Annotated in this window: 17 protein-coding genes; 8 read left to right on the top strand and 9 right to left on the bottom strand. The window is 28.4% G+C overall.

Features of this window, described 5'->3' with window-relative positions:
* Positions 1-66: 66 nt before the first annotated feature.
* From R5Z65_RS01195 to R5Z65_RS01185, 3 genes are all read right to left on the bottom strand, one after another.
* On the bottom strand, positions 67-1278 hold the full coding sequence (locus R5Z65_RS01195) for a D-alanyl-D-alanine carboxypeptidase family protein (RefSeq protein ID WP_317366537.1): 1212 nt from the start codon (positions 1276-1278) through the stop codon (positions 67-69).
* Positions 1279-1405: 127 nt separating this feature from the next.
* Entirely contained in the window at positions 1406-3205 is a 1800-nt protein-coding gene (locus R5Z65_RS01190; protein ID WP_317366535.1) for an ABC transporter ATP-binding protein, read from the bottom strand.
* Between the two features lie 2 nt (positions 3206-3207).
* Positions 3208-4950 (bottom strand): ABC transporter ATP-binding protein, encoded by a 1743-nt coding sequence (locus tag R5Z65_RS01185; RefSeq protein WP_317366534.1) that lies wholly within the window; start codon positions 4948-4950, stop codon positions 3208-3210.
* A gap of 360 nt (positions 4951-5310) precedes the next feature.
* On the opposite strand from R5Z65_RS01185, the gene R5Z65_RS01180 reads away from it, so the two are divergent.
* Positions 5311-6138: an AraC family transcriptional regulator gene (locus R5Z65_RS01180; protein WP_317366533.1), complete on the top strand. Its 828-nt coding sequence runs from the start codon at positions 5311-5313 to the stop codon at positions 6136-6138.
* A 193-nt stretch (positions 6139-6331) separates the two neighbouring features.
* Here R5Z65_RS01180 and R5Z65_RS01175 read toward each other — a convergent pair whose 3' ends face one another.
* The 6 genes from R5Z65_RS01175 to R5Z65_RS01150 all read right to left on the bottom strand — a co-directional run bounded on the left by R5Z65_RS01175 (position 6332) and on the right by R5Z65_RS01150 (position 11279).
* Positions 6332-6679, bottom strand: coding sequence for a type II toxin-antitoxin system PemK/MazF family toxin (locus R5Z65_RS01175; RefSeq protein ID WP_317366532.1), 348 nt, complete (start codon positions 6677-6679; stop codon positions 6332-6334).
* Between the two features lie 162 nt (positions 6680-6841).
* The gene (alr, locus tag R5Z65_RS01170) at positions 6842-7981 is read right to left on the bottom strand and encodes an alanine racemase (RefSeq protein WP_317366531.1); all 1140 of its coding nucleotides are present in this window, start codon (positions 7979-7981) and stop codon (positions 6842-6844) included.
* A 37-nt stretch (positions 7982-8018) separates the two neighbouring features.
* Positions 8019-8666 carry an outer-membrane lipoprotein carrier protein LolA gene (locus R5Z65_RS01165; RefSeq protein ID WP_317366530.1) on the bottom strand — a complete coding sequence of 216 codons (648 nt, stop codon included), beginning with the start codon at positions 8664-8666 and terminating at the stop codon, positions 8019-8021.
* 70 nt (positions 8667-8736) lie between these two features.
* Positions 8737-10029: a methionine gamma-lyase family protein gene (locus tag R5Z65_RS01160; protein ID WP_317366528.1), complete on the bottom strand. Its 1293-nt coding sequence runs from the start codon at positions 10027-10029 to the stop codon at positions 8737-8739.
* A gap of 1 nt (position 10030) precedes the next feature.
* The gene (gene miaA, locus R5Z65_RS01155; protein ID WP_317366526.1) at positions 10031-10972 is read right to left on the bottom strand and encodes a tRNA (adenosine(37)-N6)-dimethylallyltransferase MiaA; all 942 of its coding nucleotides are present in this window, start codon (positions 10970-10972) and stop codon (positions 10031-10033) included.
* Between the two features lie 106 nt (positions 10973-11078).
* Complete coding sequence (locus tag R5Z65_RS01150) at positions 11079-11279, bottom strand: bL28 family ribosomal protein (protein ID WP_317358429.1); 201 nt, start codon at positions 11277-11279, stop codon at positions 11079-11081.
* A gap of 234 nt (positions 11280-11513) precedes the next feature.
* Between R5Z65_RS01150 and R5Z65_RS01145 the strand changes: the two genes are divergently transcribed.
* The 7 genes from R5Z65_RS01145 (at position 11514) to R5Z65_RS01115 (ending at position 18301) form a co-directional block, all read left to right on the top strand.
* Positions 11514-11870: an Asp23/Gls24 family envelope stress response protein gene (locus R5Z65_RS01145; protein WP_317366557.1), complete on the top strand. Its 357-nt coding sequence runs from the start codon at positions 11514-11516 to the stop codon at positions 11868-11870.
* A gap of 19 nt (positions 11871-11889) precedes the next feature.
* Positions 11890-13521 carry a DAK2 domain-containing protein gene (locus R5Z65_RS01140; protein ID WP_331677987.1) on the top strand — a complete coding sequence of 544 codons (1632 nt, stop codon included), beginning with the start codon at positions 11890-11892 and terminating at the stop codon, positions 13519-13521.
* Positions 13522-13591: 70 nt separating this feature from the next.
* Positions 13592-15646 (top strand): ATP-dependent DNA helicase RecG, encoded by a 2055-nt coding sequence (gene recG, locus R5Z65_RS01135; protein WP_317366524.1) that lies wholly within the window; start codon positions 13592-13594, stop codon positions 15644-15646.
* Between the two features lie 163 nt (positions 15647-15809).
* On the top strand, positions 15810-16361 hold the full coding sequence (gene rsmD, locus R5Z65_RS01130; protein WP_317366522.1) for a 16S rRNA (guanine(966)-N(2))-methyltransferase RsmD: 552 nt from the start codon (positions 15810-15812) through the stop codon (positions 16359-16361).
* A gap of 20 nt (positions 16362-16381) precedes the next feature.
* A complete protein-coding gene (gene coaD / locus R5Z65_RS01125; RefSeq protein ID WP_317366520.1) occupies positions 16382-16867 on the top strand; it encodes a pantetheine-phosphate adenylyltransferase in 486 nt (161 codons plus the stop codon).
* Position 16868: 1 nt separating this feature from the next.
* Positions 16869-17393, top strand: a complete 525-nt coding sequence (locus R5Z65_RS01120; RefSeq protein ID WP_317366519.1) for a hypothetical protein — start codon at positions 16869-16871, stop codon at positions 17391-17393.
* Positions 17394-17419: 26 nt separating this feature from the next.
* Entirely contained in the window at positions 17420-18301 is an 882-nt protein-coding gene (locus R5Z65_RS01115) for a YitT family protein (RefSeq protein WP_317366518.1), read from the top strand.
* Positions 18302-18316 lie beyond the last annotated feature (15 nt).

The raw sequence follows: 18316 nt of genomic DNA, 5'->3' as shown, positions 1-18316 counted from the left end.
TTATTATAAAATTAAAAGTAAGTATAAATCTATTAATAAATTTATACTTACTTATATTATATAATATTATACTACCCAATCAATTATTAATTTTTTTAAAATATCATTTAAAGAGGCTTTTTTAACATCTTCTTGTGCCAAAATATCTACTCGTCCAATCTCATTACCTTCATAGGTATAAATAACCTCACCTATTTTAGTACCTTTAGTAATAGGAGCTTTTATACCCTCTAATATTTGTATATCTTTTTGTATATCAGTAGATGCACCCTTTTTAATAACAAAATTTACAGGCTTTTCTATAACACCATTTACAGTAGGCTTTTCTCCTTTATATACATTTGCATATCCCATATTTTTACCTTCTTCATCACATTTTACAACTTGATAGTTAGCAAAAGCGTAGTCAAACATTTTAGTCACTTCTTTAAATCTTACTTTAGGGTCTGGAGATGCCATAACAACAGCTATAACAGAAAGACCATTTCTTTCTGCACTACCAGATAAACAGTATAAGGCCTTTTTAGTAGAGCCTGTTTTAAGACCCGTTGCCCCATCATACATTTTTAATAATTTATTTGTGTTTGTAAGTCCAAATTCTGTTTCACCTTTTTTTGTTTTATGGGTAATAGTATCTTGCCATTTTGTTGTAAATTCTTTTATATCTGGATATTTTGTCATAAGCTCTCTGCTTATTATAGCTATATCTCTAGCACTCATATAATGGTTTGATGTATCTATATCTAGTCCACAGGCATTTTCAAAATTAGTATTTTCCATACCAAGCTCTTTAGCTTTTTGGTTCATAAGTTTTACAAATTCTTGTTCACTTCCTGCTATATGCTCTGCCATAGCAACAGCAGCATCATTTGCAGATGCTATAGCTATAGACTTTGTAAGAGTTTTTACATCTTGCTTTTCCATAGGCTCTAAAAATATTTGCGAGCCTCCCATACTAGCTGCGTATTCACTAACTGTTACAATATCTTCCCATTTTATTTTTCCATTTTCTATAGCTTCATATATTAAATAAAGTGTCATCACTTTTGTAACACTAGCTGGGGAAAGCTTTTCATCTGGATTTTTTTCATATAATACTTTACCTGTTGTAGCCTCTATAAGTATTGCAGATTTTGCTAATACATCTAATTGATTTTCGCTTCCATTTTGTTGTTGATTTTGGTTTTGTTCTTGTTCTTCATTAGCTAAAACTAAAAAACTATTAGTATTAAACATAAATATTGATAATAATAAGAAAATTAATATTTTTTTGTTCATATAATAACCTCCCATAAAATTTACCTATAAATTTATGTTTTACTAAAATTTTAATTTTATTCATATATATTCAAAAAGGCTATAGATAAAATCTATAACCTTTCTTATAAACTATTTTTAAAAGTAACTACTTTTCATCTTCTTTTTTCAAAAATTCGTATTGAGACATATAAAGTTTGTAGTAAGCGCCCTTTTTAGCTATAAGCTCATCGTGAGAGCCTTTTTCTATTATTTGTCCCTTATCTACATAAAGTATACAAGTACTATTTTTTATAGTAGATAATCTGTGTGCTATAATAAATGACGTTCTATTTTTTAATAACCCTTTAAGTCCCTCTTGTAATGCTATTTCTGTTTCTGTATCTATGCTAGATGTAGCCTCATCAAGTATTAATATTTTAGGATTTGCAAGAAGAGCTCTAGCAAAAGATATAAGTTGCTTTTGCCCAGCAGATAACCCACTTCCTCTTTCTTTTACAGTTGTGTTGTATCCGTCTTCCATATTCATTATAAAATCGTGTGCACAAACAACCTTTGCAGCTTTTATAACTTCCTCATCAGTAGCATCTTGATTGCCATATCTTATATTATCCATTATAGTACCAGAAAATATAAAGCTTTCTTGCATCATAACACCCATTTGTGTTCTTAAAGATTTTATAGTTACACTTTCTATATCTATATCATCTATGTATATATGTCCAGAATTTATGTTATAAAATCTACTTAATAAATTTACTATTGTTGTTTTACCTGCTCCTGTTGGTCCAACTATAGCAAAACTTTCACCTACATTTGCTTTAAAGTTAATACCATTTAATATATTTTGCCCTTCTTCATAAGCAAAACATACGTTATCAAATTTAACTTCACCTTTTATCTCTGGCATTTCCACGGCATCATCTCTATCTTTTACATCTACTGGCTCATCTATTGTTTCAAATATCCTTTCAAGATAAGATACTGCCGTAACTATACTGTTATAAAAACTAGCAATAGTATTAATAGGTGCCCAAAATCTCCCTATATATGATATAAATGCTACAACTGTACCTGCTGTTATAGCTATAGAGCCACCTGTTACCCAGTATACGCTTAAAACATATATTATAGCCGTTGTTATAGCAGATATATTTTCTATGGCAGGTCCTAGTAAAAAGTTGTATTTAACAGCCGTCATCCAGCTACTTCTGTAATTGTCGCTAAGCCTATTAAATATTTGTCTATTTTCTTTTTCTCTAACAAAAGACTGAGTTATTCTAACGCCATTTATACTTTCAGATATAAAGGCATTAAGGTTAGATTGTTTGTTGCTAGCCTCTTGCCAAGCTTTTCTCTGCCTAGATTTTACATACCATACAAGAGCAGTTAGCACTGGTAACCCTAACATACATACTAATGTAAATCTAACATTTATATATAACATAAAACCTACTATAAAAAATAATGAACCAGCTTCTGTCAAAACGTTTATAAGCCCTGTTGATAATAAATCACTTAAATTATTTACATAATTTACTATCCTTACTTGTATTTTACCGTGTGGTCTATTATCAAAATATGTAAAAGGTAATTTTTGTACGTGTTCAAAAATATCTTTTCTTATTTCAAATATAATGTTTTGCCCCATTTTAGTCATTACTTGTGTTCTTATTTTTAAAACAATAGATACATAAACTGATATAGCCAAAATATATACACTAAGCCTTAATATTTGGTTCATATCTTTGTTTGGTATAGAAACGTCCATAGCCTCCATAAATATAACAGGTATAAACATAGTAGCTATACTAGATGTAGCCATAAGAAATAGTATAAATACTATTGTTAGCTTATATGGTGCTACATATTTTCCTATTCTTTTCAACTTTTCTATATCAAAAGGGGTTTCTAAATTTTCATCTATCTCATAAGTATTTCTAGCCATTTTTATAACCTCCCTTCTCTAAAATCTCCATATTGGTGATGGAATACAGAATAGTAATAACCCTCTTGTGCTAAAAGCTCCTCGTGTGTACCTCTTTCTACTATTTCCCCTTTATCTAATACAAGTATTAAATCTGCCTCCATAATAGAAGATATTCTATAAGCTATTAACACTTTTGTACATTCTTTATCAAGAAGTTTTAAGTTTTCTTGTATCATATGCTCTGTTTCCATATCAAGAGCCGATGTTGTATCATCTAATATAAGTATAGATGGCTCTTTTAATAAGGCTCTAGCAAGAGATATCCTTTGTTTTTGTCCACCAGATAAGCCTACACCACGTTCTCCTACTATTGTATCATATCCCTCTGGCATCTTTTCTATAAAGTCGTGAGCACCTGCTGTTTTTGCAGCCCATTCTACCTTTTCAAAAGGGCAGTTAGGGTCGCCATAAGCAATATTTCCCTCTATTGTATCAGAAAATAAAAATACGTCTTGCATAGCCATACCTATGTTGTCCCTAAGCCAATATATATCTATATCTTTTATAGGTATACCATCTATTGTTATTTCCCCTTCTGTTGCATCATAAAATCTACTTAAAAGGTTTACAGCAGTAGATTTACCAGCACCTGTAGCACCTATTATACCTAAAGTTTGCCCTTTTTTAATAGAAAAACTTACATTTTTTAATATATCAAAGTTTTTGTCATCTTCTGGTTGATAAGATACATTTTTAAACTCTATATCTCCGTATAAACTATGGTTAGACACAGCCTCTATAGGTCTTCTTATTTTAGGTTGGTCTTTTATAGTTTTATATATTTTATCTAAAGATGTTAAAAACCTTTGAGTATCATTTATATACCAACCAGACATTCTAAGTGGGTAGTTTAACATCCAAAGGTAGTTATAAATAACTATTAATCCTCCAACTGTTATACTACCTTGTATAGCCATTTTACCACCTACAAACATTAAAACAACAGTTAGAGCATTAGATAAAAATTCAAATATTGGTATATAATTGCTCCATACTCTTGTTGATTCTAGCTGGCTTTCTCTATAAGCCTCATTTTCTTTATTAAATTTTTGTATTTCATAGTCTTCTTTTGCAAAAGCTCTAACCATACGGTTACCACTAATGTTTTCTTGCACAAAAGAATTTAAACTAGAAAAACAATCTCTTATCCTTTCAAAATATTTTTCTACGTGTTTAAACTGGATTAATGTTAAAACAAGTGTAAAAGGCAATACTAATATCATATAAAGACCTATCTTTACATTTACGGTAAAACACATAATAAGTGCCACAACAAAGTATATAATAGCTTCATATATAGCAAAAAATGTAGCTGTAAAATGTCTTATAGCGTCCATATCGCCTATTTGTCTAGACATTAAATCCCCTGTTCTATTTCTATTAAAAAACGCAAAATCTTGTCTCATAAATTTTCTATACACTTTATCTCTCATATTGTATAAAATATCTTGAGAACATTGTTCAAACAATACTAAATAATACCATCTTATAGTTGTCTTTATTATTGTAGAACCTATTAAGCCTATTAATACATATTTAAGCATACTTACATCGCCTTTTTGCATTACATCATCTACAAATATACCTATTACATATGGATTAACAAATGATAATAAAGTAGCTATAGTAACCAAAAATAAGCCATAAATATACCTTTTTTTATAAGGTTTAAAAAACGAATAAAACCATTTAAAGGCTTCCATATTATTCTCCTCCTATTATATTAAAATCAATTTTTAGGATACAATGTATCCAAGGTAAAATGTTTATAATATTTTCTTTATAAAGATATAAGCCGTATAATAATTATAACAAAAATATTATAATGTATTTTTACATTATAAACATATTTATTTAAAAAAAAATGTACTTTCTTGCTTTAATAATGTAATATATTGTGCTTTATTTTAATATTATCTTTTATAATACTATACAATTTTAATATTATCTTTATATTGATTTATTACAAAATTATTACTATTTTGTGCTTTCATTGATAATTAATTTTTTATATTGTATAATATAATTAGCTAAATATATTTATATAGATTGCAGGTGATTTTGTGTACATAACAGATATAGATTTTTCAGACTTTAACCCAAATATGCTATTTTGTGTTAAGGGTACTAGACAAACAAAAGAATGTAGCCATAAACATAACCATATGGAAGTTGCATATATTATGTCTGGCAAAGCTATCTTTAATATAAATGGGGTTTCTTACAATGTAGAAGAGGGTGATATTATTTTAATAAATCCAGAGCAATATCATTATGGTATGCCCATCTCTACGGAAAAACCAAGCCTAGAATTTTTTGTTGGCTTTTCCAACTTTAAATTTAATAATATGATAGAAAACACTCTATTTTTAAACGAATACCCCATTATAAAAACTACACTTTCATCAAGAAAAAGGTTTTTAGATTTAATATCAGATATAATGGAAGAAAACTCCTTAAGCCAAACAGGGAAAGACTTTATGCTCCAATCTTACCTTACACAATTTATCTTATTGTCAATTAGAGAAAAACAACAAGAAAATACAACAGTGTCAGAAAATAAAAAGTCTACAATTGGTAAAGAGATACAAACATATTTTCACGAGCATTTTGCAGAAAAAATATCTCTTGAGCAAATAGCTAAAAATTTATATTTAAGCCCTTTCTATATTTCAAAAGTATTTAAAGAAGAAATAGGAGAAACACCTATAAATTACCTTATAAAAATAAGACTAGAAAACGCCAAAGACTTACTATTAAAAAAACAAGATTTAAGCATAAAAGAAATATCTTCTATTGTTGGCTATGATGATGCCTACCACTTTAGTAAAAGTTTCAAAAAATATTACGGCCTATCTCCTGCCGAATATAAAAAATTGCATATATCATAGCTATTATAGTACATTTTATGCTTTTTAATCAATTTTTCAATACTTTGTATTAAAAAACAAATATTCCTATATATTTTTATTAGTAAAAATTAATACAAACACCTGTATATAATTTTCCCTTTAAAAATATAAGGCATATCTTAATTGTATTTAATAAAAACACCATAGTATTAAATACTATGGTGTTTTTCCCTTATGTATTAAGCCCTAAACTAATTAATAATGCCTTATCTACCTTGCTCATTATAATATCATCTAAATGACCTATTTTTTCCTTTATTCTCTTTTTATCAATAGTCCTTACTTGCTCTAGCAAAACTACAGAATCTTTTATTAATAGATATTTGCTACAATCTATTTCTATATGTGTTGGTAGCTTTGCCTTATTTATCTGAGATGTTATAGCAGCACATATAATAGTAGGGCTATATCTATTTCCTATATCATTTTGCACCACCAAAATAGGCCTTACACCGCCTTGTTCGGAGCCTACAACAGGGCTTAAATCTGCATAAAAAATATCCCCTCTTTTCACAATCATTTTTTTTCACACTCCGCATCAATTTCAATCTGTATGTATATATTCATAATATCACCTACTAATCTATTTATTAATTTTATTATGAACATATTTAAAAATATTTATACTATCATAAGTATAAATAATATAACTTATTATTATTTTGCAAGTGTATTTTAAAATCTATTTTTTTATCTTTAAAAACTCATTATTTTTTATATAAACACGAGGTACTCTTTTCCCTATATTACATACTATTTCATAGTTTATAGTATTTTGTAACCTTGCTAATTCCTCTGCTGTTATATCTTGCCCCATAAGTGTAACTATATCCCCTTGTTTTATATTAGGTATATTAGTTACATCTATCATAAATTGGTCCATACAAATATTTCCTACCACATTTGCATAATACCCATTTACAAAAACTCTAGCTTTATTACTTAATATTCTTGCATATCCGTCAGCATAACCAACAGGTATAGTTGCTATTTTAGTTTTTTTATTGGTAAAGTATGTACGACAATAACTAACGCTAACATTAGGCTCTATTTCTTTTACATATGTTACATAAGTTTTTAGGCTCATAGCAGGTTTTATATCTATATTTTTTAAAACTTGTGTTGACGGGTACATACCATACAATATAATACCTGCTCTTACCATATCTAACCTATACTCTTGTAAATCTAAAATAGCTCCACTGTTAGATACGTGTTTTATAAGATTATTAATACCTCTTTTTTCTAATTTATCTATAATCCACATATATTTTTCAAATTGCTCTTTAGTAAAATTTTTATCTTCCATATCCGATGTTGCAAAATGTGTAAATATTCCTGTTATATTTATATAAGGCAATTTTTTTATAGCCATTATTTCTTCTATGCTTTCTTCTGTTGGCAAAAATCCTAGCCTGCTCATACCTGTGTCTATTTTTATATGTATATCCACACTTTTTTTTATTTTTAAAGCCTCATCAGATAGCTTTTTAGCAATATCATAAGAAAAAATAGTCTGTGTAATATTATATTTTATAACTTGTAAAAGCTTGTATTCTATTGTGTTACCTAAAATTAAAATAGGTTCAAATATATTATTTTTTCTAAGCTCTATCGCTTCATCTATTATAGCTACTCCTAGCCAATCTGCCCCATTATAAAGAGCAGTTTTTGCCACCTCAACTGAACCGTGTCCATAGGCATCTGCTTTTACAATTGCCATTATTTTTGTTTTTTCATCTACACTTTTTCTAATATTAGCCATATTATAAGCTATATTGTCTAGGTTTATCTCTGCTATTACTCTTTCATACTCTATCATAAATATCACCTTCTAAAGTTTATAATAATATATGATACTAATTTTCTGGTGTGTTTGCAATATTTTCTATATTAAATTTGCTATCTTCTATTTTAGGGTTATATACAAAACTATTGTATTTAACTAAAACTCTTTCTTTACCATCTTTGTCATATATAACTAATTTTTCTGGAGATTTTGTTTCATTATTTATCCAAAGCTTTTCACTATCAAAATATTTGTTACCACCTGCTATTTTGGCTTCTAGTACAGAATATATACTATCGTCTATATTAGCTGTTTCTAATGCTATATCTTTACTTTTTAAATGATTTTCTAAAAATGAAAAAAGACATATTTCTTTTCTAGCCATTTTGTCTTTATCCCCTATAGATATTTTGCTATCTAAACTAGGGTTGTACTGCCAGAGTATATTTCCATCAAAAAGTATTATATTCCCTTTTACATTATCTGGTGCCGTTGTTTCTATGTAATACCTACCATCATTTTTAGCTTGTTGGCTTATTGTATATGTATTTTCTCCTTTATTAGAATAAAAAGTTACCTCTGCATTACAAGAATAAGACTCCATATTAACAAATTTTTCTTGTACGCTAGCGTAATCATCATTAGAATTATTTCCTTTTGAACAACCTACCAATACAAAAGTAAGCATAATAAAAAAAGATTTTTTTAGTATTTTCATATTATTCTCCTTATCTATTTTTTATAAATATACTAAAAAAATCTTATTGTATGCTATTTTTTTATAAAAACTACAATCCTAAGTCTATACCTTTTTTATACATTTCATCTATTGCAAGTATTATCCCCACCTTGCTATGAAACCAAGTAAGTCCTCCTTGCATATAAACAGTATAAGGTGGCTTTATAGGGGCATCTGCACTAAGCTCAATAGAAGAGCCTTGTACAAAAGCTCCAGCAGCCATTATAACAGGACAATCATATCCTGGCATATCCCAAGGCTCTGGCACTACAAAACTATCAACAGGAGCACCCTTTTGTATACCTTGACAAAAAGCTATAACCTTGTTTGCATCTTTCATTTGTATAGCTTGTACTATATCGCTACGCTTTTCTAAGGCTTTAGGTATTACATCATATCCTAAGTTTTCAAATATTTTAGCACAAAATACAGCTCCTTTTAAGCTAGATGCAACAACAGTTGGAGCTAAAAATAGCCCTTGTATTAAAGCACCAGTAACGCCTAAAGAAGGGCCTACTTCTTTTCCAAGGCCTGGAGCTGTTAGCCTATATGCACAATTATCTACATATTCTTGTTTTCCTACTATATATCCTCCCACAGGTGCAAGCCCACCACCAGGATTTTTTATTAAAGACCCAACAACCAAATCTGCCCCTACCTCTGCTGGCTCTATAATATCTACAAATTCTCCATAGCAATTATCCACCATACATATAATATCTTCTCTTTCAGCTTTTACTATTTCTATTATTTTTTTAATTTCTTCTAATGTAAGGCTAGGACGATAGCTATACCCTTTAGAACGTTGTATAGTTACCATTTTTGTTTTATCTGTTATATTTTTAGCTATATTATTAAAGTCTACACTTCCGTCTTCTAGTAGCTCTAACTGTCTATAGGATATACCGTGTTCTTTTAAAGACCCTTTTGTTTCTCTAGCATACCCTATTACTCCCTCCAATGTATCATAAGGCTTTCCTACTGGAGAAAAAAGCTCATCTCCATATCTTAAATTGCCAAACAAAGCAACTGTTAAGGCGTGTGTACCAGATATTATTTGAGGTCTTACCAAAGCACTTTCTGCATTAAATACGTCTTTATATATTCCCTCTAATGTATCTCTGCCTATATCATCATACCCATATCCTGTTGTCATACCAAAATGACAATCGCTAAGTTTATTTTTTTGCATAGCCTGTAACACTTTATACTGGTTTATTTCTGCGTTTTTATCTATACTGTCAAATATACTTTTAATGCTTTCTTCTGCATCTTTACAAAAAGCTAAAACTTTTTCATCTACATCAAATTTTTCTTTTATATAATTGTATGCTACGTCCATCTTATTCTCCTTTGTTAATAAATATATCTTTCATATATTCTGATAATATTTCCTCATCTTTAAAACTACTAGTATCTATCCATATAGAATCTTGTGCCTGATGTTTAAACCAAGTAACCTGTCTTTTGGCAAAATGCCTTGTGTCCCTTTTTATTATTTCTATGGCATAATCTAGCGTATACTCACCCTCTAAATATTTTATTATTTCTTTATACCCAATCCCTTGCATAGATACAAGCTCTTTTTTATAACCTTTATCTAATAGATTTTTAACCTCATCTACAAGCCCATCTCTTATCATTATATCCACTCTTAAATTTATTCTATCATATAATTTTTTTCTGTCCATATTTAATACAAAAAATGTTGTGTTATACTCTTTTTCTTTTTGTTTTTCTCTTTCGTTATGTATAGATATTTTTTCTCCTGTTAGCTTATAATATTCTAAAGCTCTTATAACTTTTTTTACATTATTTTTATGTATATCTTCTGCCGATTTTTTATCTATTTCCTTTAGCATATTATGTAAAAAATCATTTCCCTTATGTATTGCTATATTTTCTAGCTCTTTTCTGTATGTATCATCTTTATCAGTTTTTGTAAAGTCATTGTTGTAAATAACAGAGTTTATATAAAATCCAGTGCCACCTACTAATATAGGTACTTTCCCTTTGCTATGTATCTCATTTATATACTTTGTTGCCCTTTCCTTAAAAACGGCAATAGAAAAATCTTCGTCTGGATAAAACTCATTTATTAGATAGTGCTTTATCCCCTTTGTTTCTTCTTCTTTTATTTTTGCAGTACCTATATCCATATATTTATATACCTGCATACTATCTGCCGATATTATTTCTCCATTTATTTTTTTAGCTAATAAAACAGATGATGCCGTTTTACCACAAGCTGTAGGGCCTGCAATAACTATAAGTTGTTTTTTCATAGTCTACCTCTTTAATATTAATTTTACTTAATAAATTTAAAGTTAATAAGTGAAAAGGCTTTTTGTCAATAGTTAAAAATAAACAATTGACAAAAAGCCCAAAATATTATATCGCACGAGTAACTTTATTAGAACGTAAACATCTTGTACAAATATTGATAGATTTTACAGTCCCATTTTCAATAATTTTAGTTTTTTTAACATTAGGTTTCCAAGTTCTGTTAGCACGACGAGAAACTTGGCTACGGTTAATGCTAATTCTATGACCAGTACGAACTGATTTTTCACAAATTTCACATTTAGCCATTACTACACCTCCTTAATAGGTTTAAAAATCATCGTTTAAAATTATAACAGATTTTTTTCTAAAAATCAACCTTTATATTAAATTTTTTTACTAAGTTTAAAAAATTATTAATTGTAAAGCTTAAAATTTTTATTTTTATAATAACCTTTAATATAGTTGATAAATATATCTTTTTTGGTGTATAATATAATAAAACTTTGTTATAATAATAAAACTTTTTATGGAGGTAAATATATTATGGCTAATATAGAGAATCAATTAGGCACAATTAATATAGAGCCAGAGGCTATTGCTAAAATAGCAGGGCTTGCTACAACAGAGTGTTATGGTATAGTTGGTATGGCAAGTAAAAATATGAAAGATGGTATAGTTAAGCTTTTAAAAATAGAAAGCCTTACAAAAGGTGTTAAACTTCACATAGATAACAACAAACTTATAATAGATTTACATATTATTGTAAAATATGGTACTAATATAAAAGCCGTAGCAGAAACTATTATAAGTACAGTTAAATATAAAGTAGAAGAGGCTACAAGTATGCAAGTTTCTTCCATAAATATCTTTGTTGAAGGCATAAAAATAAACGATTAACTTAGGAGGATACAAAAAATTGAAATTATTAATGATAGATGGACATAAACTAAAAAAATTTATTATATCTGGTGCTAATAAGCTTAATAAAAACAAAGAAAATATTGATGCTTTAAATGTTTTCCCTGTTCCCGATGGAGATACTGGTACAAATATGTCTTTAACTGTATTATCTGCTGCCAAAGAAGTATCAAAAGTAAATTCTCCTAATATACACGATGTTGCTAAAGCCCTTTCTTCTGGCTCTTTAAGAGGTGCTAGAGGTAATTCTGGCGTTATATTATCTCAGCTTTTTAGAGGTTTTTCTAAAGCCTTAGAGGGAAAAGATATAGCAAATGCCAAAGATATAGCAAACGCTTTTACAAAAGGTATGGAAACAGCTTATAAAGCTGTTATGAAGCCAAAAGAAGGTACTATCCTTACCATATCTAAAGCCATAAGCGAAAAATCTTTAGAAATGGCAAACAAAACAGAAGATATTATGGAAATGATGAAAGAAGTAATATCTTATGCAAATACTGTATTAGATAAAACAGTTAATATGCTCCCAGAGCTTAAACAAGCTGGCGTAGTAGATGCTGGTGGAAAAGGACTTTTAAACATACTAGAGGGTGGATTATTTGATAATGATACCTACATAGAACTTGACTTAACACTACCTAAAGAAAACAACCCCCCTAAAAATATAGAAAATGTAGATATAAAATATGGATATTGTACAGAGTTTTTTATTAATCTTAACAATAATAACCCTAATATAGAAAAAGATTTAAAAGACTTTTTAGAAAATGTTGGAGATTCCATAGTATTAGCTAGTGATGATGATTTTATCAAAATACACGTTCACACAGATAACCCTGGTAAAGTTTTAGAACGTGCTTTATTGGTAGGTAGCCTAGATAACATAAAAATAGAAAATATGAGAACACAACATACTAATCTTATAGATTTTAACGTAAAACAAGAAGATACTAAAGCAGATGAGAAAGAATTTGGTTTTGTATCGGTGTCTATTGGAGATGGTATAAATGAGCTTTTTAAAGAATTTGGTGTAGATGAAATTATACAAGGTGGGCAAACTATGAACCCTAGTATAGAAGATGTTTTAATAGCTGTTGAAAAAGTTAATGCTAAAAATGTATTTATATTGCCTAACAATAAAAATATTATACTAGCAGCCAAACAAGCTAAAGAAGCTTATAATAAAAAAAATATTTGTGTTATAGAAACTATTAGTATAACACAAGGCTTTGCAGCTCTTACTAGCTTTTTACCTACTGCTAGCTTAGAGCAAAATGTAGAAAATATGCAAGATGCCATAGAAAGTGTATCTACGGGGCAAGTTACATTTGCAGTTAGAGAAACAAAAATAGATTGTTTTGATATAAAAGAAAACGATATTTTATGTATGCTAGAGGGCAAAATTAACAATGTAGATAAAGATATACAACAAGGTACAAAAAATCTTATTGATGATATGATAAAAAATACACAAGACCCTAGCATTATTACTATATACTTTGGTGAAGATATAAAAGAAGAACAAGCCACACAATTAGAAGAATATATTAACGAAAAATATGACTATCTTGATACAGAAATTATATACGGTGGCCAGCCTTTATATTATTATGTAATTTCCGTAGAATAAAAATATGTTAATTATAAAGGAGCTAAAAAGCTCCTTTTATAATTTAAATAAACTAACTTAGGAGGCTAAAATGTTATTATCCGATAATATTATAAGCATAAAAAATATAGGAGAAGAACGTTCAAAAAAATTACAAAAGTTAGGTGTATTTACAGTAAATGACCTTATAGAATATTTCCCTAGAGATTATGATGATAGAAGTAATGTATGTAAAATAAAAGATATAGAGCTAAATAAAATAAACACAGTAAAAGGTAAAGTTATATCTAAGCCAGAAACAACTAAAATAAAAAATATATCTATTACAAAAATACGCATAGATGATAATACTGGATTTTTAGAAATTGTTTGGTTTAATCAACCATACTTAAAAAATACTATAAAATATAAATCAGACTACATATTTACAGGTAAAATAATACAAAAATATGGTAGAACACAGATGGAATCTCCAGATTATGAAATAATAGATGAAAGAGAATTGCTATCTAGTGGACGTATAGTACCTATTTATGCCTCTACATATAAATTTTCACAAAAACTTTTTAGAGAAGTAATAAACCAAACTTTATCTAATGTTAAAGAGCAAATAAAAGAGTTTTTACCAGATGAAATATTAACACAAAATAACCTTTGCTCTAGAAAGTTTGCCATAGAAAATATACATTTTCCTAAAGATAATAAAAGTTTTTTTATAGCAAGGAGAAGACTAGTTTTTGAAGAGCTATTTTTATTACAAACAAAACTTTTACAAATAAAAGGTATTTTAGAGCATAAAAAATGTAATGTTAATATAAAAAATACAAATATTACACCTATCTTAAATATGCTACCCTTTAAACTTACAGATGCTCAAAATAATGTGCTAAAAGAAATATTAGAAGATTTAAATAAAGATAAAGCTATGAACAGGCTTATACAAGGAGATGTTGGCTCTGGCAAAACTGTTATAGCACAAATACTTGCATACATAACAGTAAATAATGGTTATCAAGTAGCTATAATGGCTCCTACCGATGTTTTAGCAAGCCAACATTTTGAAGGGTTTAAGGCAATATTTGATAATCTAAATATTAAATGTGTTTTTTTATCTGGCAACCAAAAGGCTAAAGAAAAGAGAGAAAATTATGCTCTTATACAATCAGGAGAAGCTAAAATTATAGTTGGAACACACGCTATTATACAAGATAAAGTTGTATTTAACAACTTAGGAGCAGTTATAACAGATGAGCAACATAGGTTTGGTGTTAAACAAAGAGAAATTTTATCACAAAAAGGAGAAAATCCTCATACACTTGTTATGACAGCAACCCCTATACCTAGAACATTAGCACTTATTTTGTATGGTGATTTAGATATATCTACAATAGATAAATTACCTCCAGGTAGACAAAAAATAGATACTATATTTGTAAACTCTACATATTATCCTAGAATATATAATTTCATTAAAAAAAATGCAGACGAAAAAAGGCAATCTTACATTATATGCCCTATGATAGAAGAAAACGAAAAAATGGAGCTAAAAGCTGTTTTATCATATACAGAACAATTAAAAAATGAAATATTTATTAATTATAGTGTAGAATGTATTCACGGAAAAATGAAAAATGCCGAAAAACAAGAAATAATGGATAATTTCTATAAAGGAAAAATAGATATTTTAGTGTCTACCACTGTTATAGAGGTTGGTATAAACGTACCTAATGCAACAATAATGATTATAGAAAATGCAGAAAGATTTGGTATATCTCAGTTGCATCAGCTTAGAGGACGTGTTGGTCGTGGTAGTGATAAATCTTATTGTGTTTTAGTAAGCGATAGCAAAAGTAAACAGTCTAAGCAAAGGCTAGATACTATGGTAAAACATAGCGATGGATTTATATTAAGTGAAAAAGACCTAGAGCTTAGGGGCACAGGCGACTTTTTTGGAACAAGACAACACGGTGTACCAGATATGAAAATAGCTAACTTGTATAAAGATATGGAAATATTAAAGCAAGTGCAAAAAGCTTCCATTACTCTATATAAAAAAGACCCTCTACTTATAGATAATATAAATAAACCTCTAAAAGAAAAGATTGACCAATTTTTCAATACTATAAATAACACAGTTTCATTATAGCAATATTAACAGAATATAACATTTATTGTCTTTTGTTTTTTTGTCTATTTTTTATAAAAATTGTATATATTTTTATAAAATTTTCCTTTACTAATATATTAAAATTAGTTATAATTAAAGATAATGACTTATATACTACTCAATTTTTGAAAGGAAATTTTTTATGCGAGTTATTTCTGGCTCTGCTAGAGGCCTTAAGCTAAAATCTCCAGAAGGTTTAAACACTAGGCCTACTGCTGATAGAATAAAAGAATCTTTATTTAACATAATTTCACCATACATATACGGCTGTTCTTTTTTAGACTTATTTAGTGGCAGTGGTGCAATTGGTATTGAGGCCCTATCCCGTGGTGCAAAAGACGCTACATTTGTAGATTTTAATAAAGATAGCATAAATATAATAAAACAAAACATATCTTTAGCAAGGTTAGAACAAAAATCCACCGTGTATAATATAGATGTGTTAAACATTATAGATATGCTAGCTAAAAACAACAAAAAATTTGATATAATATTTTTAGACCCACCATATGATAAAGGCTTGCTATTACCTACATTAAAAAAAATAGAACAATTTAAGTTATTAAAAGAAGATGGCTTTATTATTTGTGAGCAACATATAAAAGAACCCGAAATAATATTAGACAAGCTATATACATATAGAACTAAAGAATATAAAATAACAAAAATGGTGTTTTTAGAATATAAAAACTAATTTAACAAGGAGGTTATTTTTTGAAAGCAGTTTATCCTGGTAGTTTTGACCCACCTACAAACGGACATTTAGATATAATAACTAGAGCTAGCAAACTAACAGATACACTTATTGTAGCAGTTTTAAATAACCCTTCCAAAACTCCTATGTTTTCTACTAAAGAAAAAATAGAAATGTTAGAAGAGCTTACTGAAAATATACCAAATGTAAAGGTAGCTAGTTTTTCTGGCTTATTAGTAGATTTTTGTAAAGAAATGGATTGTAAAATAGTAATAAGAGGACTACGAGCCCTAACAGATTTTGAATACGAATTTCAAATAGCCCTTACTAATAAAACACTAAATAAAGAAATAGAAACTCTTTTTATGCCAACAGATACTCAAAACCTTTGGTTAAGCTCTAGTGTTGTTAAAGAAATAGCTATATTTGGTGGCAAATATGATGCTATGGTTCCCAAAATTGTAAAAGATAGATTAGAAAAAAAAGTTAATAGAGGAGAATGTTAATATGCAAGAGTATACAAAAGTAGACGATTTAATAGATGAGCTATTTAATTTAATAAGTGAAAGTAAAAGTGGTAGCCTCTTTGGAGGAAAAGGTATAGATAAAGATGAAGCATTTAATATTTTAGAAGATATTAGGTATAATTTACCTAGAGAGCTAAAAGAAGCTAAAAAAATAATTGATAATGCAGATAAAATTTTACAAGATGCCAACCTAGAAGCAAATAAAATAATAAAAATGGCAGAAGAAGACGCTCAATCTATGGTTAGCGAGCATAACATAACTAAAATGGCAAAAATAATGGAAGAAAACAAAAGAAAAGAAATGAAAGAATATGTTACAGAAATGAGAGATGGTGCTATAAACTATGCTGATAGCTGTCTTTTAGATGTAGAAAAAATATTACAAGATTCTTTAAAAGAAATTACATACATAACAAAAAATATGGAAGAACGCCTTTCTCAAGAGCTAGAAAGAGTGTATGCCAATAGACACGAAATAAAAATGGAAGATTTATATAATAATTAAAATAGGAGCTTAAAAGTAGGATAAAAATGGGTAAACATCTTAAAAATAATAAAAAAATAGCACATATATTTACTATAATCTCTGTTATAATATCAGCATTATTACAAACATTTATAATAAAATCATTTATACAACCTGCAGGCTTATTATCAAGTGGATTTACAGGCGTTGCAATATTAATAGATAAAATATCCACAGCGTTTTTAGGAAAATCCATATCTATTTCATTTTCATTACTAGCTTTAAATCTACCTGTTGCACTATTATGCTTTAAAGCTATTAGCAAACGCTTTGTGCTTTATTCTTTACTACAAGTATTTCTTAGTAGTATATTTTTAAGAGTTTTAGATTTTAAACCTTTTTTTAGTACAAGTGATGATATATTAAATGTTATATTTGGTGGATTTTTATATGGTATATGTATTGTTTTGGCCTTAAAAGGTCGTGCATCTACTGGTGGTACAGACTTTATAGCACTTTATGTATCCAATAAAAAAGGAAAATCTATTTGGAACTATGTATTTATATTTAATGTAATAATATTATGTATATTTGGTATCTTATTTGGTTGGACAGAAGCAGGATACTCTATATTATTCCAGTACGTTACAACTAGAGTTATATCTACTTTCCATCAAAGATATGTACGCGTTACATTACAAATGACTACTTGTAAACCTAATGAAGTTGTAGATGTATATATTAAGAACTTTAGACACGGGTTATCCTGTGTAGATGCTATTGGTGGTTATAGCAAGAAAAATGTTACTGTTATACATACCGTTGTATCTTCTTATGAAGTGCCAGAAATTGTAGAAACAGTAAAAATGGTAGACCCATATATAATTATTAATAGCTTTAAAACAGAGCAATTCTACGGAAGATTTTATCAAGCTCCTTTAGATTAATTTTATAGCTAAGCT

This window comes from uncultured Tyzzerella sp., assembly GCF_963558545.1.
Taxonomy (GTDB): Bacteria; Bacillota; Clostridia; order Lachnospirales; family CAG-274; genus Tyzzerella.
The sequence above is the reverse complement of the archived record's forward strand: the minus strand, read 5'-3'. Positions and strand labels throughout refer to the sequence as shown.

Bases quoted from the DNA above. Each gene is read 5' to 3' on its own strand.
- R5Z65_RS01115 (WP_317366518.1), top strand. From the start codon at position 17,420: ATGGGTAAACATCTTAAAAATAATAAAAAAATAGCACATATATTTACT.
- alr (WP_317366531.1), bottom strand. From the start codon at position 7,981: ATGATAGAGTATGAAAGAGTAATAGCAGAGATAAACCTAGACAATATA.
- R5Z65_RS01150 (WP_317358429.1), bottom strand. From the start codon at position 11,279: ATGGCTAAATGTGAAATTTGTGAAAAATCAGTTCGTACTGGTCATAGA.
- R5Z65_RS01165 (WP_317366530.1), bottom strand. From the start codon at position 8,666: ATGAAAATACTAAAAAAATCTTTTTTTATTATGCTTACTTTTGTATTG.
- R5Z65_RS01185 (WP_317366534.1), bottom strand. From the start codon at position 4,950: ATGGAAGCCTTTAAATGGTTTTATTCGTTTTTTAAACCTTATAAAAAA.
- rsmD (WP_317366522.1), top strand. From the start codon at position 15,810: ATGCGAGTTATTTCTGGCTCTGCTAGAGGCCTTAAGCTAAAATCTCCA.
- R5Z65_RS01195 (WP_317366537.1), bottom strand. From the start codon at position 1,278: ATGAACAAAAAAATATTAATTTTCTTATTATTATCAATATTTATGTTT.
- miaA (WP_317366526.1), bottom strand. From the start codon at position 10,972: ATGAAAAAACAACTTATAGTTATTGCAGGCCCTACAGCTTGTGGTAAA.
- recG (WP_317366524.1), top strand. From the start codon at position 13,592: ATGTTATTATCCGATAATATTATAAGCATAAAAAATATAGGAGAAGAA.
- R5Z65_RS01190 (WP_317366535.1), bottom strand. From the start codon at position 3,205: ATGGCTAGAAATACTTATGAGATAGATGAAAATTTAGAAACCCCTTTT.
- R5Z65_RS01175 (WP_317366532.1), bottom strand. From the start codon at position 6,679: ATGATTGTGAAAAGAGGGGATATTTTTTATGCAGATTTAAGCCCTGTT.
- R5Z65_RS01120 (WP_317366519.1), top strand. From the start codon at position 16,869: ATGCAAGAGTATACAAAAGTAGACGATTTAATAGATGAGCTATTTAAT.
- R5Z65_RS01160 (WP_317366528.1), bottom strand. From the start codon at position 10,029: ATGGACGTAGCATACAATTATATAAAAGAAAAATTTGATGTAGATGAA.